Source organism: Streptantibioticus rubrisoli (genome assembly GCF_024436055.1).
Lineage (GTDB): Bacteria > Actinomycetota > Actinomycetes > Streptomycetales > Streptomycetaceae > Streptantibioticus_A > Streptantibioticus_A rubrisoli.
Genome location: NZ_JANFNH010000001.1, coordinates 77645 through 103265, shown reverse-complemented (window position 1 = coordinate 103265; position 25621 = coordinate 77645). Strand labels below are relative to the sequence as shown.

Annotated in this window: 27 protein-coding genes and 1 pseudogene; 18 read left to right on the top strand and 10 right to left on the bottom strand. The window is 69.2% G+C overall.

What is annotated here, in order from left to right; translation table 11 throughout:
* The first annotated feature begins 1 nt into the window (after window position 1).
* The gene (locus tag NON19_RS00495) at window positions 2-1108 is read left to right on the top strand and encodes a DUF8017 domain-containing protein (protein WP_255924484.1); all 1107 of its coding nucleotides are present in this window, start codon (window positions 2-4) and stop codon (window positions 1106-1108) included.
* A gap of 9 nt (window positions 1109-1117) precedes the next feature.
* Here the strand turns inward: NON19_RS00495 and NON19_RS00490 are convergent, their stop codons facing one another.
* From NON19_RS00490 to NON19_RS00480, 3 genes are all read right to left on the bottom strand, one after another.
* A complete protein-coding gene (locus NON19_RS00490; protein WP_255924483.1) occupies window positions 1118-1969 on the bottom strand; it encodes a spermidine synthase in 852 nt (283 codons plus the stop codon).
* A gap of 34 nt (window positions 1970-2003) precedes the next feature.
* A complete protein-coding gene (locus NON19_RS00485; protein WP_255924482.1) occupies window positions 2004-2618 on the bottom strand; it encodes a flavin reductase family protein in 615 nt (204 codons plus the stop codon).
* A 446-nt stretch (window positions 2619-3064) separates the two neighbouring features.
* Complete coding sequence (locus NON19_RS00480; protein WP_255924481.1) at window positions 3065-4822, bottom strand: AfsR/SARP family transcriptional regulator; 1758 nt, start codon at window positions 4820-4822, stop codon at window positions 3065-3067.
* A gap of 228 nt (window positions 4823-5050) precedes the next feature.
* On the opposite strand from NON19_RS00480, the pseudogene NON19_RS33865 reads away from it, so the two are divergent.
* Window positions 5051-5760: pseudogene (locus NON19_RS33865) on the top strand (IS6 family transposase).
* Here NON19_RS33865 and NON19_RS33545 read toward each other — a convergent pair.
* The 3 genes from NON19_RS33545 to NON19_RS00460 form a co-directional block, all read right to left on the bottom strand.
* Window positions 5661-6197 carry a hypothetical protein gene (locus tag NON19_RS33545; RefSeq protein ID WP_372513944.1) on the bottom strand — a complete coding sequence of 179 codons (537 nt, stop codon included), beginning with the start codon at window positions 6195-6197 and terminating at the stop codon, window positions 5661-5663. The pseudogene NON19_RS33865 and the gene NON19_RS33545 sit on opposite strands and share 100 nt — an antisense overlap.
* 133 nt (window positions 6198-6330) lie before the next feature.
* Window positions 6331-6738: a hypothetical protein gene (locus NON19_RS00465; protein WP_255924480.1), complete on the bottom strand. Its 408-nt coding sequence runs from the start codon at window positions 6736-6738 to the stop codon at window positions 6331-6333.
* Window positions 6739-7178: 440 nt separating this feature from the next.
* Entirely contained in the window at window positions 7179-7502 is a 324-nt protein-coding gene (locus NON19_RS00460; protein WP_255924479.1) for a hypothetical protein, read from the bottom strand.
* Window positions 7503-7585: 83 nt separating this feature from the next.
* Between NON19_RS00460 and NON19_RS00455 the strand changes: the two genes are divergently transcribed.
* The 12 genes from NON19_RS00455 to NON19_RS00400 all read left to right on the top strand — a co-directional run bounded on the left by NON19_RS00455 (window position 7586) and on the right by NON19_RS00400 (window position 18051).
* Window positions 7586-7843 (top strand): hypothetical protein, encoded by a 258-nt coding sequence (locus NON19_RS00455; RefSeq protein WP_255924478.1) that lies wholly within the window; start codon window positions 7586-7588, stop codon window positions 7841-7843.
* A 93-nt stretch (window positions 7844-7936) separates the two neighbouring features.
* Complete coding sequence (gene queC / locus NON19_RS00450) at window positions 7937-8605, top strand: 7-cyano-7-deazaguanine synthase QueC (protein ID WP_255924477.1); 669 nt, start codon at window positions 7937-7939, stop codon at window positions 8603-8605.
* A gap of 4 nt (window positions 8606-8609) precedes the next feature.
* A complete protein-coding gene (locus tag NON19_RS00445) occupies window positions 8610-8975 on the top strand; it encodes a 6-pyruvoyl trahydropterin synthase family protein (RefSeq protein ID WP_255924476.1) in 366 nt (121 codons plus the stop codon).
* The gene (locus NON19_RS00440) at window positions 8972-9727 is read left to right on the top strand and encodes a 7-carboxy-7-deazaguanine synthase QueE (RefSeq protein WP_255924475.1); all 756 of its coding nucleotides are present in this window, start codon (window positions 8972-8974) and stop codon (window positions 9725-9727) included. Before NON19_RS00445 ends, NON19_RS00440 begins: the two co-directional genes overlap by 4 nt.
* 2 nt (window positions 9728-9729) lie before the next feature.
* A complete protein-coding gene (gene folE / locus NON19_RS00435) occupies window positions 9730-10350 on the top strand; it encodes a GTP cyclohydrolase I (protein ID WP_308213643.1) in 621 nt (206 codons plus the stop codon).
* Window positions 10351-10418: 68 nt separating this feature from the next.
* Window positions 10419-11102: a class I SAM-dependent methyltransferase gene (locus NON19_RS00430; RefSeq protein ID WP_255924474.1), complete on the top strand. Its 684-nt coding sequence runs from the start codon at window positions 10419-10421 to the stop codon at window positions 11100-11102.
* A 23-nt stretch (window positions 11103-11125) separates the two neighbouring features.
* Window positions 11126-12418, top strand: coding sequence for a diaminopimelate decarboxylase (lysA, locus tag NON19_RS00425; RefSeq protein WP_255924473.1), 1293 nt, complete (start codon window positions 11126-11128; stop codon window positions 12416-12418).
* Window positions 12418-13548: an aminotransferase class I/II-fold pyridoxal phosphate-dependent enzyme gene (locus NON19_RS00420; protein WP_255924472.1), complete on the top strand. Its 1131-nt coding sequence runs from the start codon at window positions 12418-12420 to the stop codon at window positions 13546-13548. The genes lysA and NON19_RS00420 overlap by 1 nt, the downstream gene beginning before the upstream one ends.
* Before the next feature lie 43 nt (window positions 13549-13591).
* Complete coding sequence (locus NON19_RS00415; RefSeq protein ID WP_255924471.1) at window positions 13592-14425, top strand: 2,3,4,5-tetrahydropyridine-2,6-dicarboxylate N-succinyltransferase; 834 nt, start codon at window positions 13592-13594, stop codon at window positions 14423-14425.
* Between the two features lie 52 nt (window positions 14426-14477).
* Window positions 14478-15758 (top strand): ATP-grasp domain-containing protein, encoded by a 1281-nt coding sequence (locus NON19_RS00410; protein WP_255924470.1) that lies wholly within the window; start codon window positions 14478-14480, stop codon window positions 15756-15758.
* A gap of 1 nt (window position 15759) precedes the next feature.
* Window positions 15760-17007 (top strand): MFS transporter, encoded by a 1248-nt coding sequence (locus tag NON19_RS00405; protein ID WP_255924469.1) that lies wholly within the window; start codon window positions 15760-15762, stop codon window positions 17005-17007.
* 33 nt (window positions 17008-17040) lie between these two features.
* Window positions 17041-18051, top strand: coding sequence for an isopenicillin N synthase family dioxygenase (locus NON19_RS00400; RefSeq protein ID WP_255924468.1), 1011 nt, complete (start codon window positions 17041-17043; stop codon window positions 18049-18051).
* Between the two features lie 106 nt (window positions 18052-18157).
* Here NON19_RS00400 and NON19_RS33265 read toward each other — a convergent pair whose 3' ends face one another.
* Complete coding sequence (locus NON19_RS33265; RefSeq protein WP_255924467.1) at window positions 18158-18481, bottom strand: response regulator transcription factor; 324 nt, start codon at window positions 18479-18481, stop codon at window positions 18158-18160.
* 27 nt (window positions 18482-18508) lie between these two features.
* Here NON19_RS33265 and NON19_RS00390 point away from each other — a divergent pair, with 27 nt between their 5' ends.
* The 4 genes from NON19_RS00390 (at window position 18509) to NON19_RS00375 (ending at window position 21564) form a co-directional block, all read left to right on the top strand.
* Window positions 18509-19036, top strand: coding sequence for a hypothetical protein (locus NON19_RS00390; RefSeq protein ID WP_255924466.1), 528 nt, complete (start codon window positions 18509-18511; stop codon window positions 19034-19036).
* Window positions 19037-19252: 216 nt separating this feature from the next.
* Window positions 19253-20098: a chitosanase gene (locus NON19_RS00385; RefSeq protein WP_255924465.1), complete on the top strand. Its 846-nt coding sequence runs from the start codon at window positions 19253-19255 to the stop codon at window positions 20096-20098.
* 31 nt (window positions 20099-20129) lie between these two features.
* A complete protein-coding gene (locus NON19_RS00380) occupies window positions 20130-21002 on the top strand; it encodes a polysaccharide lyase (protein WP_255924464.1) in 873 nt (290 codons plus the stop codon).
* A 97-nt stretch (window positions 21003-21099) separates the two neighbouring features.
* The gene (locus tag NON19_RS00375; protein WP_303653193.1) at window positions 21100-21564 is read left to right on the top strand and encodes a cysteine/serine endopeptidase inhibitor; all 465 of its coding nucleotides are present in this window, start codon (window positions 21100-21102) and stop codon (window positions 21562-21564) included.
* A gap of 186 nt (window positions 21565-21750) precedes the next feature.
* On the opposite strand, the gene NON19_RS00370 is transcribed toward NON19_RS00375, so the two are convergent.
* Genes NON19_RS00370 through NON19_RS00360 form a run of 3 tightly spaced genes read right to left on the bottom strand, consistent with a single transcriptional unit; the run spans window position 21751 to window position 25583 of the window.
* Window positions 21751-22407 (bottom strand): DUF742 domain-containing protein, encoded by a 657-nt coding sequence (locus tag NON19_RS00370; RefSeq protein ID WP_255924462.1) that lies wholly within the window; start codon window positions 22405-22407, stop codon window positions 21751-21753.
* 14 nt (window positions 22408-22421) lie between these two features.
* Window positions 22422-22856, bottom strand: a complete 435-nt coding sequence (locus tag NON19_RS00365) for a roadblock/LC7 domain-containing protein (RefSeq protein ID WP_255924461.1) — start codon at window positions 22854-22856, stop codon at window positions 22422-22424.
* A gap of 30 nt (window positions 22857-22886) precedes the next feature.
* Entirely contained in the window at window positions 22887-25583 is a 2697-nt protein-coding gene (locus NON19_RS00360) for a nitrate- and nitrite sensing domain-containing protein (RefSeq protein WP_255924460.1), read from the bottom strand.
* Between the last annotated feature and the right edge of the window lie 38 nt (window positions 25584-25621).

The following is a 25621-nucleotide window of genomic DNA, read 5'->3' as shown; positions in this document are numbered from 1 at the left end:
CATGTGGCCTGGAGATCAGCAGCCTGGCGGACAGCAGCCGCCCCCGCAGGGACCGCCCCCCGCAGACACCCGACCCGGTGGACACCAGCCCGGCCATGGGCAACCGGGTGGCTTCGCGCCTCCGGGCGGCTTCGGTCCGCCGCCCGGCGAGGGCTTCGGCCAGCCGTCGGGTTTCGGCCAGTCCTCCGGCCCCACCCAGCCCTCGGCCCCCGGTCAGCCGCCGTACGGCCCGCCGCAGCCGTTCGGATACGAGCAACAGCCGCCCGGCTTCGGCCAGATGCCGCCCCAGTGGCAGCAGTCCGGACCGCCGACCATCCCACCGCGGCCGCCCAACCGGCGGCGCACCACGATCGGCGTGGCGGTCGCCGCCGCGGTCGTGCTGATCGCGGCGGGCGTCGGCGTCGCCATGGGGCTGCGCGACGGCGGGGGCGGCGCGACGACCGCGGCGACCTCGGCCCCGCCGTCCGCCACGGTCAGCGCCTCGCCGTCGACCGCTGAGCCCAGCGGGCCGCCGGAGGCGGGGCCACGTGGCGACGGGTCCGACGTCCAGCCGGTCGTGCCCGGTTGGCAGGTGGTGGTGCGCGCCGACCGCAAGGTCGCCTTCGACGTACCGCAGGGCTGGAAGGTCAAGCAACAGGACGAGCTCATCGGCTTCGAGGACGAGAAGGGCAATCCGGCGGTGGGCATGGGCGCTCCCGCCATCTACAAGGAGAACTACTGCGGCGGCAACACCGACGCGGCCGCCGCGGGTACCAAGGGGGCCGAGGGCGCCAAGAGCGTCCAGGACGCGGCCGAGAACCAGGCGCAGGCCTGGGCGTACTACGGCTTCAACGATATGAAGAGCAAGCAGCGGGGCACCCTGAAGGCCACTGCAGCCACACCGTTCTCCAACTCGCACGGCATCAAGGGCTACGCGGCCTCCGCGACCGAGACCAACGTGCCCAAGACCAACCAGTGCGCCACGGACGGCGCCGCCTACGCCGTCGCCTGGGTCGGCCACAACAGCCAGCTGACGGTGTTCGTGCTCTACACCAGCACCGGTGTGCCCGACGAGATCCCTTCGCAGACCATCACGAAGATCGAGGGCAGCATCCGGCAGATCCCGTGAACCGGCACCTCACCCCAGGCTGAAGGCACCGTCCGGCGGCCGCGGCGACGGCACCGCGTCGGTGTCGCGCACCGGACGCGCGTCGCCGACCAACTGCCGCAGCCCGGCGCCGTGTTCGACCCTGGCCGGGAACGCGTCGGCAGCCACCCGTCGCGCCAGGTACGGGACCGGCAGCTCCCGCGCCCCCGCCACCAGCACCGCGTTGCCGAACCGCCGTCCGCGCAGCACGGAGGGTTCGGCGACCAGGCATACGTGCGGGAACACCGCCGCCGCGGTGGCGATCTGCGAACGCAGGAAGGCAAACGGCGCACCGTCGGCGAGGTTGGCCAGATACAGCCCGTCCGGCCGCAGCACCCGGGCCGCGGCCCGTAGGTACTCCACCGACGTCACATGCGCGGGCACCCGGGAACCGCCGAACACATCGGTCACCAGCGCGTCCGCCGATTCGGCCGCGGCCCGCTCCAACCAGCCGCGGGCGTCGCAGGTGTGCACTTCGACGTCCGAGTCGGCCGCCAACGGCAGTACGTCCGCGACGAGTTGGGCGAGGCCGTGGTCGGCCTCCACGACCTGTTGCCGGGACCCCGGCCGGGTCGCGGCGACATACCGGGGCAGCGTCAACGCGCCGCCGCCCAGATGCACCACATCCAGCGCGCGCCCGGGCGCCGCGGCACCGTCCAGCGCGTGACCGAGCCGTCGGACGTACTCGAACTCCAGGTACTCCGGGTCGTCCAGGTCGACGTACGACTGCGGCGCACCGTCCACCGTGAGCAGCCACGCCCGCGGCCGGTCCACGTCCGGCAGCAGCCGGGCGACGCCGAAGTCCACCTTCCGGTACACCGGGGCCCGCTCGTCCTCGTCCATCACACCATTGTCACCGCTCCGACGGCGCCCGCGCTCAGCCGCCGACGCGCCCCGGCCAGTCCGCGTAGCGGACCCGCGAGATCTCCAGCACGTCGCCGAACGTCCCCCACTCGTCCTTGCCGAGCCGACTCAGCGGACGCATCTCGCGCACCTCCGGGTGCCCGTCGTTGAGCACCGCCTCGGACACCGCCGCGTGCACGACCCGCCCGAACACCACGGTGGAGTCACCGAACCGAAGCGTGCTGTGCAGTTCACACTCCAACGCCACCGGCGACGCGGCGACCCGCGGCGGCTTCACCCGCGCACTGGGCTCACGTGCCACACCAACCTCGTCAAACTCACTGACCCCACGGGGAAAATCCGTCGCGGTCGCGTTGATCTGCTCAAACAGCTGCTCGGGCGCGAAATTCACCACGAACTCCCCCGTCTCCTCGACGTTGAGCAGCGAGTCCTTCCGCCCGACCGAGGTGAACTGCACGATCGGCGGCTGAACACTGGCGATCGTGAAGAACGAGTGGGGGGCGAGGTTGGCGACCCCGTCACCGGAGACGGTGGACACCCAGGCGATCGGCCGGGGCACAACGGTGGCGGTCAGCAGCCGGTAGAACGACTGGCGGTCCATGGTCTCGGGATCAAAGTCGATGCGCATGCCGCCCAGTATCCAGGACAAAGCCCTGCACCATACACACACATCGACGGCCAGCCCCAATCGCGATGTTCGCCGGAAAGTGCCCGGTATCGGAAGGCCACAAGCATCCGGAGCGAGGCCTTGTGGGCCACTCGGCACGCAAGCGCAAGAACGGCAGCCGGGTCTTCATCTACGTCTGTCCTCCGTCTCCACGAGGCGGGTGCGGCGCGGCACCCACCTCGCTGGGAAGACTGCGGAGACGGCAGTAGACGAGGCAACGGAAGCGTTCCTGCTCAACCTGCTGACGTCTTGTGAAGTGATCGATCAGACGCACCCGCGAAGCTCACCGCGCTCGTGGCCCGACTCTCGAACCCTGCCGAAGTAGCGCTCGGGCTGCGGACTGGACGGGGCACTGGCCAGTCAGCAGATGGTTTCGGGGGAAAGCAGGCCGCGTCGGCAGCGGGCCTTCATGCGGTGACGGTCTGCCGGGCGGTCGTGGGTGGCAGGGCGCGGGCGAAGGCCCGGACAAGCGGGTGGAACCGGTAGTCGTCCGGTGACACCGACTCCAGCAGGGTCACGTCCGCTAACGACTCCAGCAGCGCCAGTGTCTCCTCGCCGGGAAGCGAAAGAGCCGTCGCGGCGTCCCCCGGCCGGATCTGCGGCGAGTCGAGCGAGGCCAGTCGGCGCAGCGCATCGTCCTGCCGCTTGTCCAGAAGACAGTGGCCACGCGCGAACGACGCAGTCACCGTCGCGGGGCCGCACCTCAGTTCGATCATGCGCAGCCGTTCGTCCGCCAGCCGGTCCGCTAGGTCCGCCACCTCCCAGGTCGGCCGCGCCGCGAGCCGGGAACCCGCGATCCGCACCGCCAGCGGCAGGTTTCCGCACGCGGCCACCAGCCGTCGCGCGGCCTGCGGCTCCCGGGCGAGGCGTTCCTCGCCAATGATCCGCGCCAGCAGTCCGCAGGACTCCTCGTCGTCGAACACACCCAGCGACACGTGCCGGACCACTGCTATACCCGTCAGATGGGACCGTCGGCTGGTGACCACCACCGCACACCGCGCCGAGCCCGGCAGAAGCGGCTCGACCTGAGCGGTATCCCGCGCGTCGTCGAGAACCAGCAGGACCGCCCGGTCCTCCAGCACACTCCGGAACAGCCGTGCCCGGTCCTCGCACCCGGACGGGACCGCGTGTTCGGGTATCCCGAGCGCTGTCAGAAGACCGCCCAGCGCCTCTCGCGGGTCCAGGGGTTCCTCTGTGCTTCCCCGCAGATCGATATGGAGGTTGCCGCCGGGGAAGCGGGCCTTGACGCGATGGGCCACTCGCATGGCCAGGGCGCTCTTGCCCACCCCGGCCATTCCGCACAGCGCGACGACCGGCAAGGCGTGCGGTTGCCCCGCGGTCAAGGTCCCGCACAGTTCGGCCACCAGATCCCCGCGTCCGCTGAAGTCGCAGATGTCGGGCGCCAATTGAGCGGGCCGCAGCGAGCCACTGAGATCGACTCGCGACGACTCCCGCCCCTCTGGTTCGCCCTCCGGCACGAGTTCCTCGAAAGGGTCCGGGAGGTGCGGCCCGGCCAGCGTCTGGTCGTCGGCCAGGACCCGCTCATGCAGGGCACGCAGTTGCGGGCCGGGTTCGATGCCTAACTCCTCGCCCAGTAATCGACGTGCCCGTGCGAACACCGACAGCGCCTCGGCCTGGCGCCCCGATGCGTACAACGCACGCATGAGCGAGCCGTAGGGTCCCTCCCGGAACGGGCACTGCTGAGTAAACGCGACGAGTTCTGGGATCACTCGGGTGTACCGGCCCAGTGAGACGTCCATGGCCATCCGCTTCTCTTGAAGGATGAAGCGTAGTTCGCCCAGCCGTTCACGTTCCCTCTCGGCGAACGGACCCGGCACGCCGGCCAGGGAGTCGCCGTGCCACAGCGCCACCGACTGCTCCAGCAGGCGGGAACAATCCTCGACACGCCCCTCGCGCTGCGCCCGCGCCGCGCTGTTCGTCATGTCCTGCACGCAATGGGCATCGATGCCCGCGGGGGGAACGTTCATCCGGTAGCCGTCGCCCACGGACTCCAGCAGTTCCGCCCCAATCCGGCGCCGTATCTGCCAGACGTGCGTGCGTACGATCCCGACCGCCGAGGCCGGTACCTCGTCGCCCCAGACATCGGCGAGCAATCGGTCGATACAGGTGACGGCCCCCCACCGCAACAGCAAAGCTGTCAACACCGCCTGTTGCTGGGGAGGCCCGCTCGCGACCCGGCGCCCCCCGACCTCGACGCTCAGGGGCCCCAGCACCCGGAACCGCACAGACTCCACCGTACCTTTGGTGTTCTCGTCCGTCGCCTCAGCGCCCAGCCGCTCCATGGGCGTTGTCAACTTGAGTGAGGTGCCTCGGATCTGGGGCGATCGCCGGGCTTGGTGTTCATCTGGGAGGAGCCAGCCCTGGGGACCGAGCTGGCGGTGTCGTACAAGGGGTTCCGGTTCCCGGCGGGGATCATCTCCCATGCGGTGTGGCTGTTTCACTGGTTTCGCGCTGTCCTTCCGCGAGGTCGAGGAACTGCCGCTGACCCGTGGGCTCGTCTTCCACGGGACCGTCCGGCAGTCGAGCGAGAAGTTCGGGCCCGCCTAGGCCGCCAGGCTGCGCCGGCTCGGCCGCGGGTCGGCGACAAGTGGCATCTCGATGAGGTGTTCATCAAGGTCCATGGGGTGCGGCAGCATCTGTGGCGCTGTGTGGACCAGGACGGCCATGTACTGGACATCTGGTCCTGTCCCGGCGGGACGCGAAGCCCGCGAAGAGGTTCATGGCCAAGCTGATGAAGAGCAGTGCCGGGTGCCCTGGGTACTGATCACCGACAAGTGCCGCTCCTACGGACCGGCTCACCGGGGACTGATGGGCTCGGTGGAACATCGCTCGCACAAGGGGCTGAACAACCGCTCGGAGAATTTCGTATCAGCCCACCCGCCAGCGCGAAGCGCGCCATGAAAGGCTTCCGCGCACCGAGGCAAGCACAGAAGTTCCTCGTCGCATTCAGCCGGATCTCACCCCATTTTCGGGGCCCCGCCGTCACCTGATGACCGCATCCCAGTACGGGTCTGATATGAACACCCGCTTCGCCGTCTGGGACCACGTCACCGGCGTAGCCGCCCTGCCCACGGCGGGCTGAACCAGGGCTGCCGCCCGGCTCCACCACGACCTGTCACACCTCAACCGCCCCGTCAGTGTGGCAAGTTGCCAACCCTCTTCGCCACGCCTGCCACCTTGCGGAGCCTGTCGGCCCTCGCCCTGGAGATCACCGCTGCCCGGATGTCCGGGCGTCAGGTAGGCCGCTCCAGAGCCGACCATCGCTCTGCGTCGCGGTAGTTGCGGCCCTGCGGGCGTTTTTCGCGTCTTGCCCACGCCGCCCTTGACCGTGGGATCGATTGCCGACGGGCTGCAGGCTAGAGCGGGGTCATTCTCCTTGTGGTGCTCCATCGCGGCCAGGGAGGCGGGTTCGGCGACGTCCTTGCCGATCGGGACGCCGAGGTCGGCCATGATGGCCACATAGAGGTCCTTGAGCCGGTCGTGCCACGGGTCCAGGTACCCACCGGTCTCGTGCCGCACGAAGGCCTCGGTGGGACCGGACGTCGTATCCGAGTTCCCGCGCGTAGGCGACGGTCGGTGTGGCGCACCAGCCGGGTCCTTCGATCAGGCGCGCCCCCGCTCATACCTGGCAGCGAGGGCCCGCCAGGGCGGATCAGTCGATCAGGTCCGGGCTGACGTTGTAGTCGTAACCGCTGCCGCCCTGCCAGTAGACCCGCAGCTCGCTCTTGTAGTCGTGGCCCGGGGTCGGGTTGCCCAGTAAGGTGCCTTGATAGTGGGTCCAGCCCGTGCCGCAGGGCCGCCAGTTGTCCCAGCGGGTGTTGGTGGTGTAGTCCCACAGCATGACATCGACGGCGCAGGCGTTGCTGGCGAAGTTGGTGTAAGCGTCGGAGTTGACGCCGTGCGAACCGACGCTGATGCACGCCTGCCGCCAGGCGGAGCCGCCACAGCCCCCGCCAGTGGAGGCGGAGGCCGTACCCGCGCCCGCCAGACCAACGCCACCGGCGATCGCCGCGGCGGCCAGTGCGACAGCGGCACGACGCTTGAATCTTCGAACTCGCATCGGGATGTTCCCTCTCCATTCCCTGCCCGGCCTTGGTGGCCAAGCCGTTCGAGGAGTGTCCGAAGCCGTGATGCACACATGATAAACACCTAATCAACACACAGCTCACAACATGTTCACATGCGTTCGGCGCAACCGCCGCATCTCTCCCCGCACCGTCCCCGCCGCCCGGCGGTCTGCGGGTACGGCTGGTCAGCCAACCGCGGTGAAGCGCCCATGGGACCAACCAGCCTGATGCCGAGTGAGCTGGGTAGAGGCGGGCCGTACTGACGGGGGCGGACGGGATGTCCTTGCGCTGGCCATCAGCTGGTTGCGCTCATCTCCCTGGTCGCCGCGCCGCGGGACCACGCGTGCCCAGGTATACATCCAGCACCCCCTTCAATGAAGGTCGAGGCGGGTCGCTGTGGCGGAGGCGGTTCTCATCGGCTGGCTTCGCGTACTCAGTCCGCAGGAACCGTGAGGGGGATCGGTTCCGGTTCTCCGGCGTCCGCTGCCACCGGGTCGCCCGCCACCGCCCGGTAGACACCGGGGCTGGTCTCGTCGCCGCCCTGCGGCGCGCGCAGCGCACGGAGCAGTACGGTGAGCGCGGCGGCGGTGAGCAGGTTGACGACGAAGGCGGTCGGGCCGATGTAGCCGGTGCGGGCGATCAGCGGGATCAGGGCGGTGCAGCTGTTGGTGGCCGTCTGTGGCCCCGACCGGGTCGCCGCCGAGCCGAGGGCCGCCCGCGCGCTGGTCTCGCTCTGCGGTTTTCTGCCACTCGCCATCCGGATCGCCGGCACCAGGCTGGCTTCCAGGCCCCCTGGACCATCCAGACGATGGCTGACCGGCTTGCCGACCAGCGGACCCGGTGTGCCGCGCTGAGGGTCGGCGACTCGCCGTCGATCGGTGCTTCGAACTCAGCTACCAGTGGCTGACGCAGAGCCAAGCCCGGGCGTTCCGGCTGATCGCCGCCGTCGGCGAGCCGGACGTCAGCGTGCCGGGTCCCGCGGCCGCGCTGGGCGTGGCCGCCGACGTCGCCGAGGAACTACTCGAATCCCTGGTGGCCGCCGCCATGTGGTGTTTTCGGCAGGCGAAGCCGCCTGGAACAGCACGTCTACGGGCGTAGAGCGATTGACAGATCAGCCGTAGATCCGCTGGTGGAAGTCTCGTTGGCAACGGCGACCGGGCCTACCGAGAGAGCTGAGAGCGGAAGCGATTCATGCCAAGGACAGTTGTGCTTTTCTCCGGAGGAGTGGAGTCGACCGTCGTCGCCCACCAGCTCCGCCGACAGGGCCACGAACTACGGCTGTTGGCCATCGACTACGGGCAGCGGCACCGCCGCGAGCACGAGTCGGCCCGGCTCACCGCGGACCGCCTTGGTGCCTCGATGCGGGTGGTCGACCTCCAAGGGCTCGGCGGCCTGCTCCCCGGAAACTCGCTGACCGACCGGCGGGTCGAGGTGCCGGACTACGATCCCGCGGTCCGCAGCCGCGAATTCGTCGTTCCGAACCGGAACGCCATCCTGCTGACCGTCGCGGTGGCAGCGGCCGTCGCCGAGCAGGCTGACCAGGTCGCGATCGGCTCGATCGCGGGCGATGCCGAGACCGGCGACTGCACAAGGGAGTTCGTTGCGGCGTTCAACGCGATGGAGGGGGTCGCCACGGCGGAATTCGTCCCGGATGGCCTGTCCGTGGTGGCCCCTCTGGTCAGCATGCAGAAATCCGACGTCATCCACCTCGGCGAGTCCCTCGGGGTCCGCTGGGAGGACACCTGGAGCTGCTTCAGGGGCGAGGAGAAGCAGTGCGGCACCTGTGCCACCTGCCACGACCGCCGGAGGGCTTTCAGGAGGGCCGGAGTGCAGGACCCAACCGAGTATGCAAGGGACTAGAGCGATGTTGCGTATCACCAAGGACTTCCAGTTCTCGGCAAGCCACCGGCTGGACCATCTGGCCGAAGGCCACCAGTGCGCACGGGTGCACGGGCACAACTACACCGTCCAGCTGGAGCTTTCCGCGCGGTCACGCGAGGACCTCACCGAGGCCGGTTTCGTCCGCGACTACGGCGACCTGTCGGACTTCAAGAAGTGGCTGGACACGGAGCTCGACCACCGCCACCTCAATGAGGTGGTCCCCGGCTTCAACCCCTCCGCCGAGAACCTGGCGATGTGGATCTTCGAGGTGTGGGCCGAGCGGTTCAGTGAGATCAGCGCGGTGCGGGTGTCGGAGACCCCGAAGACCTGGGCGGAGTACCGGCCGTGAGCACGCCAGCGGACATCGGCGCACTGGTTGAGGACGACACCTCGACCGTGATCGTGGTCAACGAGATCTTCGGCCCCACCGTGCAGGGCGAGGGACCGTCTGCCGGGCGGCGGTGCGCGTTCCTGCGCCTCGGCGGCTGCAACCTGTCCTGCCGGTGGTGCGACACGCCCTACACCTGGGACTGGCAGGGCGTCAGTGACGCGGGCACAGCCTTCGACCCTCGAACCGAACTGCGTTCCCTGACGGCCGAACAGGTGCTGGGCGAGCTGATCGAGATGGCGGTCCCGATGGTCGTGATCAGCGGTGGTGAGCCGCTGAACCAGCAGAACCGGATCCTTCCCGTGGTGCGCGGGCTTCGGGCGCGGGGGATCCGCGTGGAGATCGAGACGAACGGCACGGTCGCCCCTTGCGACGAACTCGTCGGTCTGGGTGTGCGCTTCAACGTCTCCCCCAAGCTTGCCCACTCCGGCGATCCGGAGCACCGGCGGATCAAGCCCGCGGTGCTCAAGCGGTTCCACGGCACCGCGGACGTCGCTTTCAAGTTCGTCTGCACGTCATCCGCCGATCTGGCCGAGGTCGGCGAACTGCAGGACCGGATCGGCTTCGCGCCGGTCTGGATCATGCCCGAAGGCAAGTCCCGGCGGGACATCACCGAAAACCTGGAGGCGCTCGCGGACGAGGTGGTGCGGCGCGGGTGGAATCTGACCACCCGGCTGCACGTACTCGCCTGGGGCGACCAGCGAGGAGTATGAGAATGGCTGTGACGATGGAGCCCGAGCAGGTCTCCGATCCGCTGGAGTGCCCCCAGGGCGCCCCCGACCCCCTTGAGGCGATCGCCCGTCAGCTGCTCGTCGAGATCGGCGAGGATCCGGACCGTGAGGGCCTTGCCGACACACCGCGCCGTTACGCGAAGTGGTGGCGGGAGTTCGTCGGCTACGAGCCCGGCAAGATAGAGACCCTCTTCGGCAGCATCAGCGACAACCAACTGGTCTATATCTCCGATCTGTTGGTCTGGTCGCTGTGCGAGCACCATCTGCTCCCGTTCAACTGCAGCCTCACCATCGCCTACCGCAGCGACAAGAGCCTGCTCGGACTGTCCAAGTTCGGCCGGGTCGCCCACAAGCACGCGCACAAGCTCCAGGTGCAGGAGCGTCTGGTAGCGGAGGTGGCCGACGAGGTCTCGCAGCTCACCGGCTCCGCCGACGTCGCCGTCATCGGCCGGGGCGAGCACCTGTGCATGACCATGCGCGGCATCCGGACACCCGCCCGCATGACCTCGGCCGCGTTCCGCGGCGTCTTCGAGCAGGACGGCCCCGAGCGCACCCAACTGCTGACGCTCGCGCAGACCTCCGGCGGCTCGGCCCCACGTTGGTGACCGTCAACGCCCACCGGCCGCCACCCGCCGCGGACCTCGCGCGAACATCCGAGAAAGGGACATCAGCAGTGAACCCAGAGACCAACGGGCTGAACGAGTTCTACAGCTCACCCGGCACCAGCGGGCGGACGTTGTTCCAGACCTGGGAGCTGGGCGAGGCGCGAGGGGACTCCGTCACGCCGTCGACCTACTCCAGCAGGTACCGCGACTGGATGCACGACAAGCTGCTTCGCGCCATCAAGGACAGCGAGACCGACCGCCTGCTGAGCCTCGGCAGCGGCAACGCCGCGGTCGAGAGCGGCATCGCGCAGACCGGCTACCGGGTGCTGGCCGTCGACGCGGTGCAGGAGGCAGTCGACATCGCAGCGGCGAAGGGAGTGGAGGCGCTGCGCGCCGACGTCATGACGTGGTCACCGGAGGGCCGCTGGCCGGTCGTCTACGCCGACGGGCTGCTGGGTCACCTCTACGCCGAGGGAAGGGGTCTGGCCCCGGTCTTCGAGCGGATACACGCCTGGTTGACCGCAGACGGCACCCGCGGCACCTTCATCGCCTCCAACGACAGCCCACCGAGCGCCGAGCCGACCCAGGCCGCGCCCGGGGTTCCCGGCTTCTACTGGCTTTCCGGTGAGTATCTGCGCGGTGAGGCACTCGGCGCGGGCTTCTCGGCCGTCGAGGTGCAGTACTTCGACTACGACCGGCCGCTGTCCGGCCAGCGCAGCCGTGCCGTGATCACGGCGACCGTCGGGTTCTGACCACCGCTAGCAGAGAGACGACCATGCCGATAAGTCAGGCATTCGCCAAGCGACTTGACGCGGTGCTGGGCTCGGCCGCCCAGTGTTTCGGTACGCCCTTCCACATCTACGACGAGCAGGGCATCCACGAGACCTGCACGGACTTCGACGAGGCGTTCGCCGACACCCCGTACCGGGAGTACTTCGCGGTCAAGGGACTGCCCAATCCGACCATGCTGCGCATCCTGGCCGGGCGCGGCATGGGCTTCGACTGCAGCTCGCGGCCAGAACTGGCGTTGGCCGCAGGGGCCGGGGCCGTCGGTCACGACATCTGCTTCACCTCCAACAACACCAGTGCGGACGAACTGCGGGCGGCGCTGAAGCTCGGGGCGCTGATCAACGTCGACGACGTGGCCGTGTTCGACAAGCTGGTCGACATCGGGGAGATGCCCGACACCCTGTGCTTCCGGGTCCAGCCGGGCAAGGCAGCCACCGACGCCGGTGCGTCGTACCTGGGCGACGCGGAGTCGGCCAAGTTCGGCGTCCCGGTGACCCGCCTGGTGGAGGTCTGCGCCCGAGCGCAGCGCCTCGGCGTGACCTCCTTCGGCCTGCACATGATGCTCGGCTCGGGGTTCATGTCCACCGAACCGTTCTTGCGCACCCTCGACCTCCTGCTGGAACAGGCGGACCGCCTGCGGGCCGAACTCGGCGTCACCGTCGAGTTCGTCAACCTCGGCGGCGGACTCGGCATCCCCTACGAGCCGACCCAACCACCCTTCGACCTCGCGGGACTGGGCCGCGCCGTCACCGACCGGCTGGCGAGCTGGGAGCGGGAACACGGCGTGCGCCGCCCACGCGTCCTGTTCGAAAGCGGCCGGTTCGTCACCGGTCCGCACGGGGCGCTGGTCACCCGGGTGGTGAACCGGATGAGCAAGGCACGCGAGTACGTCGGCGTCGACGCAGGCATGAGCGCTCTGATGCGCCCCGCCATGTACGGCGCGTACCACCACATCACGGTGCCCGAGGGGGCCGACCGCCCGATCGAGGTCGTGGACGTCGTCGGCTCACTGTGTGAGAACAATGACAAGTTCGCCAAGCAGCGAGCGCTTCCCGCAGTGACCGAGGGCGACTTCGTGGTGATCCACGACACCGGTGCGCATGCCCTGTCCATGGGATTCAACTACAACGGGCGGCTGCGCCCGCAGGAGTTGCTGCTGCGGCTGGACGGCAGCGTCGAGCGCGTCCGCCGTGCGGAGGAGGAACGGGACTACTTCGCCACCCTCGACTTCGAGCCGCTGCGGCTGATCCCGCACGACGGATCGGTCAGCGCGTCGTGATGCCCGACGGCGGTTGCAGCAGGGAGGACCTGCTGGCCCTCGCGGCTGGAAGCGGCCATCAGCCGCTGGACCTCTCGCTCGGCGTGCCGGCCGATCCGGCACCGGTCCTCGGGTCCGTCACGGCCTCCGTGGGACCGGCGGCCTATCCCCCCAGCCGGGGTACCGAGGAGCTGCGGGCCGCTGCAACGGGGTACCTGTTGCGCAGATTCGCAGTGGCGGTGCCGCTCGACTCGGTGGCGGCCTGCGCGGGCTCCAAGGAGTTCATCTCCACCCTTCCCCTGTTCGTGCGGGACTCGACGGCCCGGGCCCTCGACAGGCCGGAGCGGGACACGGTGCTGATCCCCGCCCTCGGCTACCCGCCGTACGAACTCGGCGCCCGCCTGGCCGGGCTTCGCCCGTACCGTGTTCCGGTCGACGAGCGGTTCCGAACGCGGCTGGACCTGGTGCCGCCGCGGATCACGGCCCGAGCGCTGCTCCTGTGGGTCAACAGCCCGGCGAATCCCACCGGAGTCGTCGAGCCACTGGCCCCGATCGCCGCGTGGGGCCGGGCGCACGGCGTGCTGGTGGTCTCGGACGAGGCATACGCCGAAGCGACGTGGTGCGGGGAGCCGCGCACCGTACTCACCCATGGACTCGACGGGGTGCTGGCCGTGCACAGCATCTCCAAGCGGTCCAACGCGCCCGGGGTGCGGCTGGGCTTCTACACCGGCGACCCGCGAGTGGTGGCCAAACTGATCCGCCGTCGGCGGGTGGCCGGCCTGATGGCCTCGGACGTCTCACAACGAACCGGTGCCCGGCTGCTCACCGACGACCCGCACGCCGCCGAGCAACGTGCCCGCAACGCGCGGCGGATCGCCGAACTGGTCGCTGAACTGAACGCCAACGGCCTGTCGTGCACGTCCCCCGAGGGCGGTCTCTTCGTGTGGGCGGCCGTCCCCGGCGGTGACGCGGCGGGGTTCGCCCGCGCCGCCGCCGTGCACGCGGGCCTCGTGCTGGCTCCGGGGCTGGCATACGGTCCGGCTGGCCGAGGCCACGTCAGGATCGCGGCGGTCCATGACCGTCCAGCCATCGCACCGCGGTTCGCGCTGCTCCGCCGACTGCTACCGGCCCTGGCCGCCGTCGCGCACTAAACGCCCGAGAACCGTCCGACCCCACGATGTGGAGGCGCCACCTGTGGACCTCATCGAAAGCCCGGTTTCCGGGATCATCGACGAACTCTGGGAGCGTCGCGCTGAGCTCTCCCCCACGAACGACGACGCCCGCCGCTACGTCACCGAGGCGCTGGACCAGCTGGACCGGGGCGTCGCCCGGGTGGCCACCGTCAGTGCGTCCACCGGCGAGGTCGTGATGGACGAGCGTGCGCGGCGGTCGATCCTGCTGGCGTTCCGAGTACTGCCCATGGAGCGGTCGCAGGCGGGCCCGTTCCAGTACGCCGACCGCCTGCCGCTGAAGCGGAACTTCCCCGGGGTGCGGATGGTGCCGGGCGCGATCGCCCGCTACGGCAGTCACCTGGCTCCCGGCTGCGTGCTGATGCCCAGTTACGTCAACGTGGGGGCCTTCGTCGGCCCAGGCACGCTGGTCGACACCTGGGCGACCGTCGGCTCCTGCGCGCAGATCGGGACCAACGTCCATCTCTCCGGCGGCGTCGGCATCGGCGGAGTGCTGGAACCCGTCGGCGCCGTGCCGGTGGTGGTGGAGGACGAGGCGTTCATCGGCTCCCGCTCGGTGATCGTCGAGGGCGCCCGCGTCGAGCAGGGGGCCAAGCTCGGCGCCGGGGTACTGCTGACGGCCAGCACCCGGGTGTTCGACGCCGAGACGGGCGCGGAGCTGTCGCGCGGGCGGGCCCCCGCCTGGTCGGTGTGCGTGGGGTCGACATACACCCGGCGGCTGCCCGGTGGTGAGTTCGGCATGCCCTGCCTGCTGGTGATCAAGCGGCTGGCGGAGGGCGAGCGGCACGACAAGCTGCTGCTCGACGACCTCTTCCGCCAGCACGGCAGCGCCGCCTGACCGGACCTCAACCCCCAGCCCATCCCCAGCGTTCCCTTCAGGAGGCATCGTCATGAAGCAAGACCGGCCCGCAGTCCTACTGGTGGACCCGGTGCGCAACGGCGCCGGGTACAAGGCCGCAGCCCGCGAACTCGGGTTCGCCGTCGTCTCCGTCTACACCCTGGGATTCAGCACCGACACCCCGGGCCACGACAAAGGCGACGACATCTCGCTCCACCTGTCGGACCCGGCCGAGGTGGTGCGGGCCCTCACCGAACTGGGCGTCGACATCAAGGCCGTCGTTCCCGCGATGGAGGCGGGCGCCCACCGGGCCGCCGAGATCGCCCACCTGCTCGCCCTGCCCTGCAACGACCCGTTGCTCGCCTTCGCCCGACGCAACAAGGCAGCAATGCGAGCGCGGGCCCAGGAGACAGGGCTGCCCATTCCCCGGTTCCGGCTCGTGCACACGCTCGACGAGAGCGCGACGGCCAGTCGGGAGATCGGGTTCCCGGTCATCGTCAAGCCCACCATGGGGGCTGGCGCGCAGGGCGTCACCCTGCTCTCCGACCCCGCGGCGCTGGACAGGCTGGCGCAGTTGGAGACGCACGACGTGTACCAGCAGCCGATCGCCGAACGGCTGGTGGAACAGTACGTCCGGGGACGGGAGTTCTCGGTCAACTTCTTCAGCAGCCACGGCGAGCACCGAATCATCGACATGTGGGAGTACCGCCAGCCGGACGACCGCGACTACGACTTCCCGATCTGGGACAACGTGCAGATCGACGAGAGCCACCCGGACTGGGAGCGGGTCGAAGCGTACGTGCGGCAGGTGCTGGACGCCTTCGGTATCGAGCACGGCCCGAGCCACACCGAGGTGAAGGCCACCGCCGACGGCGTGTACCTGATGGAGATCGGCCCCCGACTGCCGGGCGGGCCTGCCGTGCGCATGTGGGCGCAGCACAGCAAGGTCCGGGCCTACCGTGACGCCATCATCTGCTACCTGGGCGAGCGCCCAGCGATCATGGACGAGCCGCTGGACTTCCGGGTCCGGTACGGCGCCATGGCGATCCACAACGAGGAGGCGCCGGGCACACTGGTGGCGATCCACGGCATCGAGGACCTGGAGGGTCGCCCGGGCATCGACGACATCCTGGTCGGCTTCCGGCCCGGCGACCACGTCCCGGTCACCCGCCACCAGGACGACATCCCGTTCGGCGTCGTCGTCTCCGGAGCGACCGAGGCGGACGTGTTGCGCACCATGGGGCTGATCCGCTCGCTCGTGACGCTGGAGATCGCTCCCGATCACCCCGCACAGACGCGAGCGATCCCCGCCGGTGCGAACGAGACGCCCTGACATGACGCACGAGACGGCGGACACCGCGGACACCACACGCACCCCGGACGCCGTAGCGACCGCGGCGGCTGGACCGTCAGGTCCACTGGGCGGCTACCGCGAGCTCATGGGCGTTCCCGGGGCCGGTCGGCTGGCGGCGGCCAGCCTGGTGTCGAAACTCCCGATCAACATGTTCTCGATCAGCGTGCTGTTGCTGGTGTCACCCCGGTACTCGTACGGCGCGGCCGGGCTGACGATCAGTGCGATGCTGATCGCCAACGCGCTGACCAGCCCGCTGCGGGGCCGCCTCGCGGACCGCCACCCGGTCAGGCCGGTCCTGCTGGGTTGCCTGGTGTGCTATCTGGGCGGCCTGGCCGGTCTGGTGGCGTCCGCCTCGGCCCGGCTGCCGTTCGCCGCCGTCGCCGGTTCCGCCGCCGTCCTGGGCGCGTCCTTTCCGCCGGTCACCATCATGTTGCGGACGTACTGGCGTGCGGTGCCCGGCGAGCGCACCAGGGCCTCGGCGTACTCGCTGGAGTCCGCGGCGATGGACCTCACCCTGATCACCGGCCCGGCCCTCGCCGGTTGGCTCAGCACCGGCCTGTCGCCGGTGCTGCCGCTGGTCCTCAGCGGCTCGCTGATGACCGTCGCCGTACTGCTGATGGTCACGTTGCGCCGCCCGGCCGCCCGTGGGGCCGGAGACGGGGCGCGGGACTGGCTGGGGCCGCTGCGCCCGGTGGCGCTGCGCAAGGTCTTCACCGCCCACGTCCTGTTCTGCGCCGCGCTCGCCGCCGTAGAGGTGGTGCTCCCCATCTATGCGCAGAAGCACCACGCGACCGGCTACAGCGGCGTGTACCTGGCTGGGCTCTCCGTCGGCAGCATTCTGGGGGCTTTGTGCCTCGGGGCGGCTTCCGCCGAGCTTCGGCGCAGAGTGCAACTCCCGGTCCTGCTGGGCGCCTTCGCCCTCGGCTGCTGTCTGCTGGCGCTGGCCATGCACTCGTCGCCGTCGCTGGTGTTGCTCGTCTGCCCGCTGACCGGGGCCGCGATCGGATCCACCTTCGCCGCGCTGTTCACCACGGCGGGGCGGCTCACCCCGGCCGGGTACGACAGCGAAGCGAACGGGTGGATGACCAGCATCACCCAGGTCGGGTTCGCCGTCGGCGCCTCGTCGAGCGCTGCGCTGGCCGCCGGACACGGCAGTTCGTTCTTTCTGGTCGTCACCGCTCCGGCAATCGCGCTCGCGGTGCCGTTCCTGCGCGGCGCAACTGACTGACGAGACGTCAACTAGCTTGAAAGTTGGGAATTCATGGCCATCACCTTTCCCGTGCTCGATCTCAGGGACGCCTACCGGGGGCCGACCGCCCGAGCCGCCCTCCTCGACGAACTGCGCTCGGCCGTCCACGACATCGGCTTCTTCCAACTCGTCGGCCACGGCGTCGAGGGCGCGGACCAGATCCTGGACCTGGCCCGGACCTTCTTCGACCTGCCGGAGAGCGAGCTCGCCGAGCTGAGCATGCTCAAGTCGCCGCATTTCCGCGGCTACTCGGAGGTGGGGCGGGAGCTCACCAAGGGCGCGCCCGACCGCCGCAGCCAGTTCGACGTCGGACCCGAGCGCGAGGCGAGGGTGCCCGGCCCGAACGATCCGGCATACCTATGGGTGGCCGGTCCGAACATGTGGCCGACGAGCATGCCGGAGCTGAAGCCGACGATCAACCGGTGGATGAGCCAACTCACCGACGTGTCCCACCGCTTGCTGAGGCTGATTTTGGCCTGCCTGGACGCGCCGGAGGACTTTCTCGACCCGGTGGTATCCGACGACCCCCAGGTGCACTTCAAACTGCTGCACTACCCGGGCCACCCCGACGACCGACCGCAGGACGACCAGGGCATCGGCACGCACAAGGACTACGGCCTGCTCACCCTGCTGCTCCAGGACCACCTCGGCGGCCTCCAGGTTTCGGTCAACGAGGGCGAGTTCCTCGACGTGCCGACGGTGCCGGGGGCGTTCGTGGTGAACCTGGGCGAGCTGCTGGAGGTCGCGACCCGAGGCTACCTGCGGGCCACCACCCACCGCGTGGTCAGCCCGCCCCCGGGAGTGCGCCGCTACTCGGCGCCCTTCTTCTACAACCCGCGTCTCGACGCGACGATGTTGCCGCTGCCCACCCGCGAGGTCACGCAGGCCGACGGTATCGCGCAGGATCCCGACAACCCACTCTCCGACAGCTACGGCAACAACGTCATGCGCGGCATGCTCCGGGCCTTCCCCGACGTGATCGCTATCCATCACCCCGAACTGCTGGAGCGCTCAGCCCGGTAGCACGGGCCGCGCCCCGCCGGGACTTCCCGCAGCACGACCACTTCGGTGGAGATGACTGCGAAGCCGCTGCTGGAGAGAGCGTCTCCGGGTCGCTGTGGTCGGTGTCTCACGGTGGTGTGCCGTCGCGATCAGTGATCCACGTGGCGATCTGGACACCCGACCGAACGTCGAGCTTACTGCGTATACGGTCGAGGTGGGCGTCCACGGTGCGCACCGAGGTATGCAAGCGGTGGGCGATCTCACGGTGGGTGAGGCCGTCCGCGACCAATCCGGCCACTTCGCTTTCCCGTGGGCTCAACGCCTCGTTACCGCTGGTGGGTTGGGCGACGGACTCGTCAGCCAGGTAGGCGTGTAGGCGTTCGCCCACGAGGTTGCGGCCGAAGACGGTGGCTGCCTCTGCGTCGACGCCGGGGATGAGCGCGCGCGGCACTCTCGCGCTGGCACGGGTGAGGCGAGCGTGCGGGTTGCGGAGGAGAACGGCGAGCAGTGGTGCCTGTCCTACGCGCTGTACATGTTGAGCCTGACGACGTGGCGGAGGGGTGACCTGGAGACTGCGTGGTCGCTGGGCCTGCGCGGTGTGCGGCTACGCGCGCCGTTCCTCGACTCGCTGGGCCTTGCCATGGGCATCGACATCCTCGGCTGGGTCGCCGCGGCTGGCGGCAAGTACGAGCATGCGGCGCGGCTGCTGGGGGCGACCGGCCCGATCTGGGAGTCGGTCGGCGCGCTGGAGTTCGGATTCGGCGACCAGGTGGCGTCGTACCACGCCGCGCTCGCGCGTTGCCGTGAGCAACTGGGCGACGCACGCTTCGAGGCGGCGTTCAACAGCGGTGCGAAGCTGGACCTACGGGAAGCCGTGGCCCTCGTCCTCAGCGACCAGGAACTGCCCGCGCTGCGCGACGAAGCGGCACCCGCGCCCGCCGGACGGACGTCCGCCAGGGCGATGGAATGGCGAGTCAACCTGCCGAAGCGACTGCTTACCAGGTGATCCATCTCGACGTACGAAGGCTTGAGTGCCTGGGCGGACTCCTCGACGAGTACCACCATGCCGGTCTGACCTCAGTGGATGAGGTTCTCGGTAGCGGCAGGGTTGACCCCGCGAAAGTGGGTGCCCTACAGTCCCGCGCATCATTAGGAAACTTTCCTAACGATCACTCCATGCACGCACAAGCCACCGATCCCCCACGAGCAACGGAGGCTTCCCATGAGGCGTTCGAGAACCCGTCACCTGCTGCCGCTCGCCGTCGGCGCGGCGCTCACCCTCGCGGTCACCGCGTCAGGGCCCGCCACCGCAAGTTCCATAGCGGCGCCGCAAGTTGACCCGCAGACGGTCGTCATGATGGACGACATCACCGCCGTGTTCGAAAACGGCGCCGCCACCCCTCAGTACGGCTACATCGAGAACCTCAACGACGGCTGCGGCTACACCGCGGGCTGGATCGGTTTCTGTACCCAGACCGGTGACATGCTCAGCCTGGTCAAGCAGTACAACGCCGCCGAGCCCGACAACGCACTCGCCAAGTACACCAGCACGCTGCAGCAGTTGGCCGACTCGGCAAGCGACGACACCACCGCGCTCGGCGACTCCTTCACCGACGACTGGCGACAGGCCGCCCAGGATCCGCTCTTCCGACAGCTGCAACTCCAGGTGGGCCACGACACCTATCTGACGCCCGCCGAGAACCTCGCGGCGCAGGAAGGGATCAAGACCAACCTGGGCCTGGAGAACCTCTTCGACACCGCACTGATGATGGGTCCCGGTCCCAGTGACTGCGACGGAGTAGTGAAGATCGCCCAGCAGACCGACTCCGCCCTCGGCGGCAACCCCGCGTCCGGCGTCGACGAGACTCAGTGGCTGGCCCAGTTCAACACCATCCGCCAGCAGCACATGACCAACCCGTGCACTCCCGGCCGCCAGAACGACTGGCCCAGCGCGACCGACCGGTCCCAGGCGCTGCAACAACTGGCGGACCAGGGCAAGTGGGACCTGAGCGCACCACTGACGCTGGGCGCCGACTTCAACATCACCATCACCGACCCTCATGACTGAGCCGCGCCAACCGTGACAGGAAGGGCAAACAATGCTTCGAGTCGCACGACGGCACTTGGTCGCCGTAACCGCCGCGGTGATCGCCTGCATGCTCCTGGTCCTCGCCGGAGTCACCAGCAGTTACGCGGCGCCGAGCGACCCCGGAGACTGGACGGGCACGTTCGACGGCTTTCACGGCGCAACTTGGGCCAGTTCCTGGGGCGTTGACACCTCCGACGGCCACAACTGGGGCTGGGACCAGATGCAGCCCGTCTCGGACCCCGATCCGTCCAAAGGCACCGTGCTGCGTGTGTCGTACGGTCAGGGCTCCGGAGCCCACTCGTGCTACCAAAGCGGAGACTGCCCCAACCCCGGCGGCGGCCAGTTCTACATGGACCTCAACTCCATGGGCCGGTCCGACCTCGCCGACGCACCCCGCCTCGACCTTCGGTACTACGTGAAGTTCGACTCCGGCTTCGACTTCGGCCGAGGCGGCAAGCTACCGGGCCTGTACGGCGGCACGCCCGGTTCCGAGAGCGGCGGGAACCACGACGGCAGCGCCTTCTCCACCCGTTACATGTGGCGCGACCACCCAAGCACCGGAGCAGGCGAGATCTACTTCTATTCGCCCACCGGCAGCGGTTACGGCGACGACCTGGGCCTGGGCGACTGGCAATGGCAAGGCGACGGCCAGTGGCACGCCGTCGAGCAGCAGGTCGACCGCACAGCCGGGACGGTGACCGTGTGGCTCGACGGCCAGCAGGTCTTCGACCAGACCGGTATCTCCGGCCTGGACCAGATCCCGTTCACCGGCGTGTTCTTCTCGACCTTCTTCGGCGGCAGCGACAACACCTGGGGCCCCGGCCACGACGAGAACGCCTACTTCGCCGACTTCCGGCTGAGCACGCAGTACATCGGCCCCTGACCGCCGCGGACGCGAACCCACTACGCCAACGTCACCGCGTGCGGGACCAGAACACCCGCGGCCCCGCACGCACTCCCAACCGACCAGGAGACCAACCATGCGCACATCGAAGCGCTTACGGACATGGCTGAGCGCGGCACTCGGTGCGGTGACCTTCACCGTGCTCGGCAGCGGCCAGGCCTGGGCCGACATTCCGTTCGGCCAGCCGATCGACGGCACGGCAACCTACTACAACGATGCCGGGTACGGCGCGTGCGGGACGCAGATCGACGCGTCCTCACAACCGCTGGTGGCGGTCTCCTCGGCTTGGTGGACCGCCTCGAACCCCAACAACGACCCACTCTGCCAAGGCGTTTCGGTGCAAGTGAGCTACAACGGCACCACCATCACCGTGCCGGTCACGGACCGGTGCGTGTCCTGCGACGCCAACCACATCGACCTCAGCCAACCGGCTTTCCAGCAGCTCGCGTCGACGGATGCCGGTGTCATCAACGTGACGTGGCAGTTCGTCCAAACCGGCCAGGACGTCGGCCCCTCGCGCGCACCCCTCCACCAGCGGTAGTTGACGGCAGGGGCAGACCGGTGGCGTGGTCTGCCCCTCAGTGGCTGCCCACCATGGCATCCGGTGACGTGCTGCGTCACCGGGCGCCCGCACTCGCAGGTCGCGTGGCCGATTCCCCACCACAGGGAGAAGCTCCGCCCCCAGTCGCGGCCGCGTCCCAGCGCCGTGACAGCGAACGCTGCCTTCCTAGAGTCGGCGAAGTCCGCTCAGGACCCTTTCCAGCAGTGTGCGGTCCGGGACGTCGCCGTTCTCGGTGGCTGTCTGATGGACGGAGATCAGCCCGTGTTCCGCCATGTCGCTGAGGATGACCTTGGCCACCCCCAAAGGCACCGAGAGCAGCGCCGCGATCTCGGCGACCGACCTCGGCTCCGAGCACAGCACGATCACCGCCTGGTGGTCGGCCTGCGTGGCGTCGGCGGAACGGTGGCCGAGTTCGGTGGTCGTCACCAGGGTTTCGATCTGGAAGTCGTAGTGCGACCTTGTCCGGCCCCCCGTCCAGGCGTAGGCGCGGACTATCGAGGCGGATTCCTGTTTCTCGCCCTGGCCCGACTCCCACTGGCCCGAATCCCATATGGACGGCTGTGGTTCGTGCCGCCAAGTGCCAGGCTGCTGTTCGTCGTCGGCCGGGGCCGTGGGGAAAGCGGGCGTGGGGGCCGGGGGTGGGCTTTCCCTTCCTTCACGGGAAGCCGCTTCCCCCGGCGCGCCACTGGGGCGGGACTTCTTCCGTCTGCGTCGCGCGTTGTCGAAACTGAACGCGTTGAGCACATCGGCGAAAGTGTGGTCGTCCTCGCCACCCTCGTCCTTTCCTGGGGTGCCCCAAGAGGGGTCTCCACCGGTGCTCATGGTCTCCTCAGCGGCTAGCGGACTGCGGTCGGCTTCAAATCCTGCAGTTCGGCGCGTAGTTCGGGAGTCAGCATCTCACCGACCTTGTCGACGAGCACCGTCATCTCGTAGGCGACCTGGCCGATCTCGCAGTCCGGAGCGGCCAGCACCACCAGGCACGAGCCGTCCCTGACCGACATGAGCAGCATGTTCCCGCGCTCCATCTGGACCACGGCACGCAGCACGTCCCCATTGTCCAGACAGTCGGAAGCGCCCTGGATGAGGCTGATGGCGCCCGCGGCGACGGTGGCGAGTTGCTCGGCGCAATCATCCGGCAGCCGGTCCGATGCGGTGAGCAACAAGCCATCGGCGGAGATCACCACGGCGTGGGCGACGTTGGGTACGCGCTCGGTGAAGTTGGTGACCAGCCATCCGAACTGGCTCACCTCCCGAGCCTGGGGTGAGGTCATGGGCTCTTCCTGCTCATTCGTCGATGCTGGTTATGTCTCGTCGGGGCGGGCCCGTCGGATGGCCGACTGGTAGCTGCTGAGGAACGTGTGGGCGCGGTCGGCGTCCAGGTTCGGGGACCCCTTCTGCACGGCGCCACTCGGGTCGGCCCGGTCCGCGGTCGGGCGCGCGCGGGGAACCCGCCTGGGCAGTCCGGCCGGCGTCTGATCGTCTTTCTCCCGGGCGTCCGACGGCTCGGCGCCGACCGGGCGTCCGGGGGCGGCGGGCTTCGCCCGCCTCTGGTCGAGGCGGCGCGGTAGAGGGGCGGGCGCGGTGGGGGAACCAGCCGGGGATCGCTGCCCGTCGGGGGGCTGGAACGCCGAGGCGGCCGTGTCATCCGCCTTGGCGGCGGGAGCGTTGCCTCGCTCGGGCTTCCCCTCGGCCGGGGCCGGTGAGCGTCCGGTGTCCTGGGCGGGAAAACCCGCCGGTGCTGTTCCGGAGGAGGCCGGTGCGAACCAGGCCGAGCGGGGCGGTTCCTGTTGGGCGGGTTCGGGCGGTTGCGCCGCCGCGGGCTCTTTCGGGACCTTCTTGGCCCGGTCGTCCACCGGCGCCGTGGTCTCGCCGGACCGGTTCGCTGGGGAGCCGCTCGGCTGCTTCCGCGGCGGGTTGTTGTTGACTGGGAACGGATGGCCGAGCGCGGCTTCGGTGGTGGGTCGGCGCGTTGACTCCAGCCCCGGCGCATGGAAGTCCACGAACGTGCGGGCGGAGCTCGCGCCGCCCGGCCGGGCGGCGTCCCGTGATCCGGAGTCGGACAGCGAGTCTGTGCGGCCGTCGTGGACCGGCCGGGCCGCGTGGACCAGTTCGAGGGGGACAACGACACCGGCCCACAGCCCGGGGGCGTCCCGCGCCTCGGTCAACTCCACGGTGATGTTGTGCCGATTGGCCAGACGACCGACGACGAACAGGCCCATCTGCCGTGATTCGGGGGCGCTTTCGGAACCGGCGTCCGCGACACGCTGGTTTGCCTTGGCCAGTTCCGCCTTGGTCATCCCGATTCCCCGGTCGTGGATGTCGATCCGTACGGAGCCGTCGGGATCGCGGGTACTGGTGACGGTCACCCGGGCGTGCGGCGGAGAGAACTCGGTGGCGTTGTCCAGCAGTTCGGCGATCAACCGCACCAGGTCAGCCGCCGCGTACCCGGCTATCTCGACGGATGGCGTAGGACGCACCACCACGCGCGGGTAGTGCTCGATCTCGGAGACCGCGGCACGCAGCAGATCGCTCAGCGCCACGGACCGGTCGGACGGGCGGACCAGCGTGCTGCCGCACAGAACCATCAGGTTCTCGTTGTTGCGCCGCATCCGGGTCGCCAGGTGGTCGACCTTGAACAGGTTGGCGAGTTGGTCCGGGTCCTCTTCATGCCGTTCCATCTCTTCCATCAACCGCAAGAGCCGGTCCACCAGGCTCTGGCTGCGCCGCGAGAGGTTGACCAGGGTGTTCCTCAAGTCGCTGCGCAGCGTGGCCTGTTCGGCCGCCAGGCGCACGGCTTGGTCGTGCACCGCGTCGAAGGCTCTGGCGAGTTGGCCGAACTCCTCCGTCGTGTGCACCGGTACAGCACCGATCGCGGTGGTCGGCGCCCGGCCCTCGCGAATGCTGGCGACCACGGCTGGGAGCCGGTGATCAGCAACGTCGATGGCGCTTGCCTTGAGTACGGCGAGAGACCGCAGCAGGTTCCGGCCGATGACGAATCCGACGGAGACGGCGAGCAGCAGCGCGGCGAAGAGCAGCACGGACTCGGCGCCAGCCGAGTTGCTGGTCCGGTCCTGAAGCGCGGCGGACGTCGTACGGAGCCGGTCGGCGAGGTCCAACTCCACCTTCCCGACGAGCCGACCGGTGGTCTCCGACTCCTGGTCCCAGCTAGCGGCCGGGATCGTCGACGGCGTGATGCCGCCCCGTTGCCCGTCACTCGACTCCTGGGAGAGCAGTGCGTTGATCACCCGCGCACGTTGGCTGACGGCTGGTCCGGTGACGGTCCGTTGGTAGTCGAGCCGCTCCGCCGCGGTGGCCACGGCCTTGAAGTCACCGAGCTTGTCCTGTAGTCGGATGTCGGCTTGCTGAAGCGGCCTGATCAACGCCGTTCCCGGCGTACCGTTCCGTCCCCGGGCGGCCAGGACGATGGCATGTTCGAGGTGGATCTGCTCCTGGACCATCTCCAGGTCGTACAGGGCGGTAGCGGGCCCGGACAACCGGGGGTCGCCGAACTGGCTGACCAGTGCTTGGTCCAGGTCCAACACCCCCTTGATGATCGCGCCGTAGTCGCCTACCGCTGTCCATGCCGAGATTCGACCGGACGCCACCTGCTGACGCAGGGTGGTCAGCCCGCCCAGGAGGCCGAGAGCCTCCTGGTAGCGATTCGCCGAAGCCCCCTGGAGAAGGGTGGCCCTCCGCACGGTGTTCGCGACAGCGGCCTGGGCGGTGTCGACGCGATCAGCCTGCATCCGGAGCATGGCCGGATCGATGGGCGCGCCGCCACGCAGACGCTCGACCGACATGGTCCGCTCCATCTGCAGAGCCCCGATCAATGGCATCAGCCCGTCACGGAGATCGACCAATCGCTGCGTGCGCGCGTAGGAGTTGGCACTCTCGACTTGGCGTTGGATCTGTACGACGCCCAATGCGACGGCCAGCAGGGCGGGCACCACGAGAACGGCACCGACCTTCACCGGCAGTCGCCAGTTCCGCCACTTCACGACAGCCTTCCACCACCATGACCGGGGGGCGCGCGAAG

Excerpts from the sequence above, each read along its gene's own strand:
- NON19_RS00495 (WP_255924484.1), top strand. The coding sequence starts at position 2 with ATGTGGCCTGGAGATCAGCAGCCTGGCGGACAGCAGCCGCCCCCGCAG.
- NON19_RS00490 (WP_255924483.1), bottom strand. The coding sequence starts at position 1,969 with ATGGACGAGGACGAGCGGGCCCCGGTGTACCGGAAGGTGGACTTCGGC.
- NON19_RS00485 (WP_255924482.1), bottom strand. The coding sequence starts at position 2,618 with ATGCGCATCGACTTTGATCCCGAGACCATGGACCGCCAGTCGTTCTAC.
- NON19_RS00465 (WP_255924480.1), bottom strand. The coding sequence starts at position 6,738 with ATGCGAGTTCGAAGATTCAAGCGTCGTGCCGCTGTCGCACTGGCCGCC.
- NON19_RS00460 (WP_255924479.1), bottom strand. The coding sequence starts at position 7,502 with ATGGCGAGTGGCAGAAAACCGCAGAGCGAGACCAGCGCGCGGGCGGCC.
- queC (WP_255924477.1), top strand. The coding sequence starts at position 7,937 with ATGCCAAGGACAGTTGTGCTTTTCTCCGGAGGAGTGGAGTCGACCGTC.
- NON19_RS00445 (WP_255924476.1), top strand. The coding sequence starts at position 8,610 with ATGTTGCGTATCACCAAGGACTTCCAGTTCTCGGCAAGCCACCGGCTG.
- folE (WP_308213643.1), top strand. The coding sequence starts at position 9,730 with ATGGCTGTGACGATGGAGCCCGAGCAGGTCTCCGATCCGCTGGAGTGC.
- lysA (WP_255924473.1), top strand. The coding sequence starts at position 11,126 with ATGCCGATAAGTCAGGCATTCGCCAAGCGACTTGACGCGGTGCTGGGC.
- NON19_RS00420 (WP_255924472.1), top strand. The coding sequence starts at position 12,418 with ATGCCCGACGGCGGTTGCAGCAGGGAGGACCTGCTGGCCCTCGCGGCT.
- NON19_RS00410 (WP_255924470.1), top strand. The coding sequence starts at position 14,478 with ATGAAGCAAGACCGGCCCGCAGTCCTACTGGTGGACCCGGTGCGCAAC.
- NON19_RS00405 (WP_255924469.1), top strand. The coding sequence starts at position 15,760 with ATGACGCACGAGACGGCGGACACCGCGGACACCACACGCACCCCGGAC.
- NON19_RS00400 (WP_255924468.1), top strand. The coding sequence starts at position 17,041 with ATGGCCATCACCTTTCCCGTGCTCGATCTCAGGGACGCCTACCGGGGG.
- NON19_RS00385 (WP_255924465.1), top strand. The coding sequence starts at position 19,253 with ATGAGGCGTTCGAGAACCCGTCACCTGCTGCCGCTCGCCGTCGGCGCG.
- NON19_RS00380 (WP_255924464.1), top strand. The coding sequence starts at position 20,130 with ATGCTTCGAGTCGCACGACGGCACTTGGTCGCCGTAACCGCCGCGGTG.
- NON19_RS00375 (WP_303653193.1), top strand. The coding sequence starts at position 21,100 with ATGCGCACATCGAAGCGCTTACGGACATGGCTGAGCGCGGCACTCGGT.
- NON19_RS00370 (WP_255924462.1), bottom strand. The coding sequence starts at position 22,407 with ATGAGCACCGGTGGAGACCCCTCTTGGGGCACCCCAGGAAAGGACGAG.
- NON19_RS00365 (WP_255924461.1), bottom strand. The coding sequence starts at position 22,856 with ATGACCTCACCCCAGGCTCGGGAGGTGAGCCAGTTCGGATGGCTGGTC.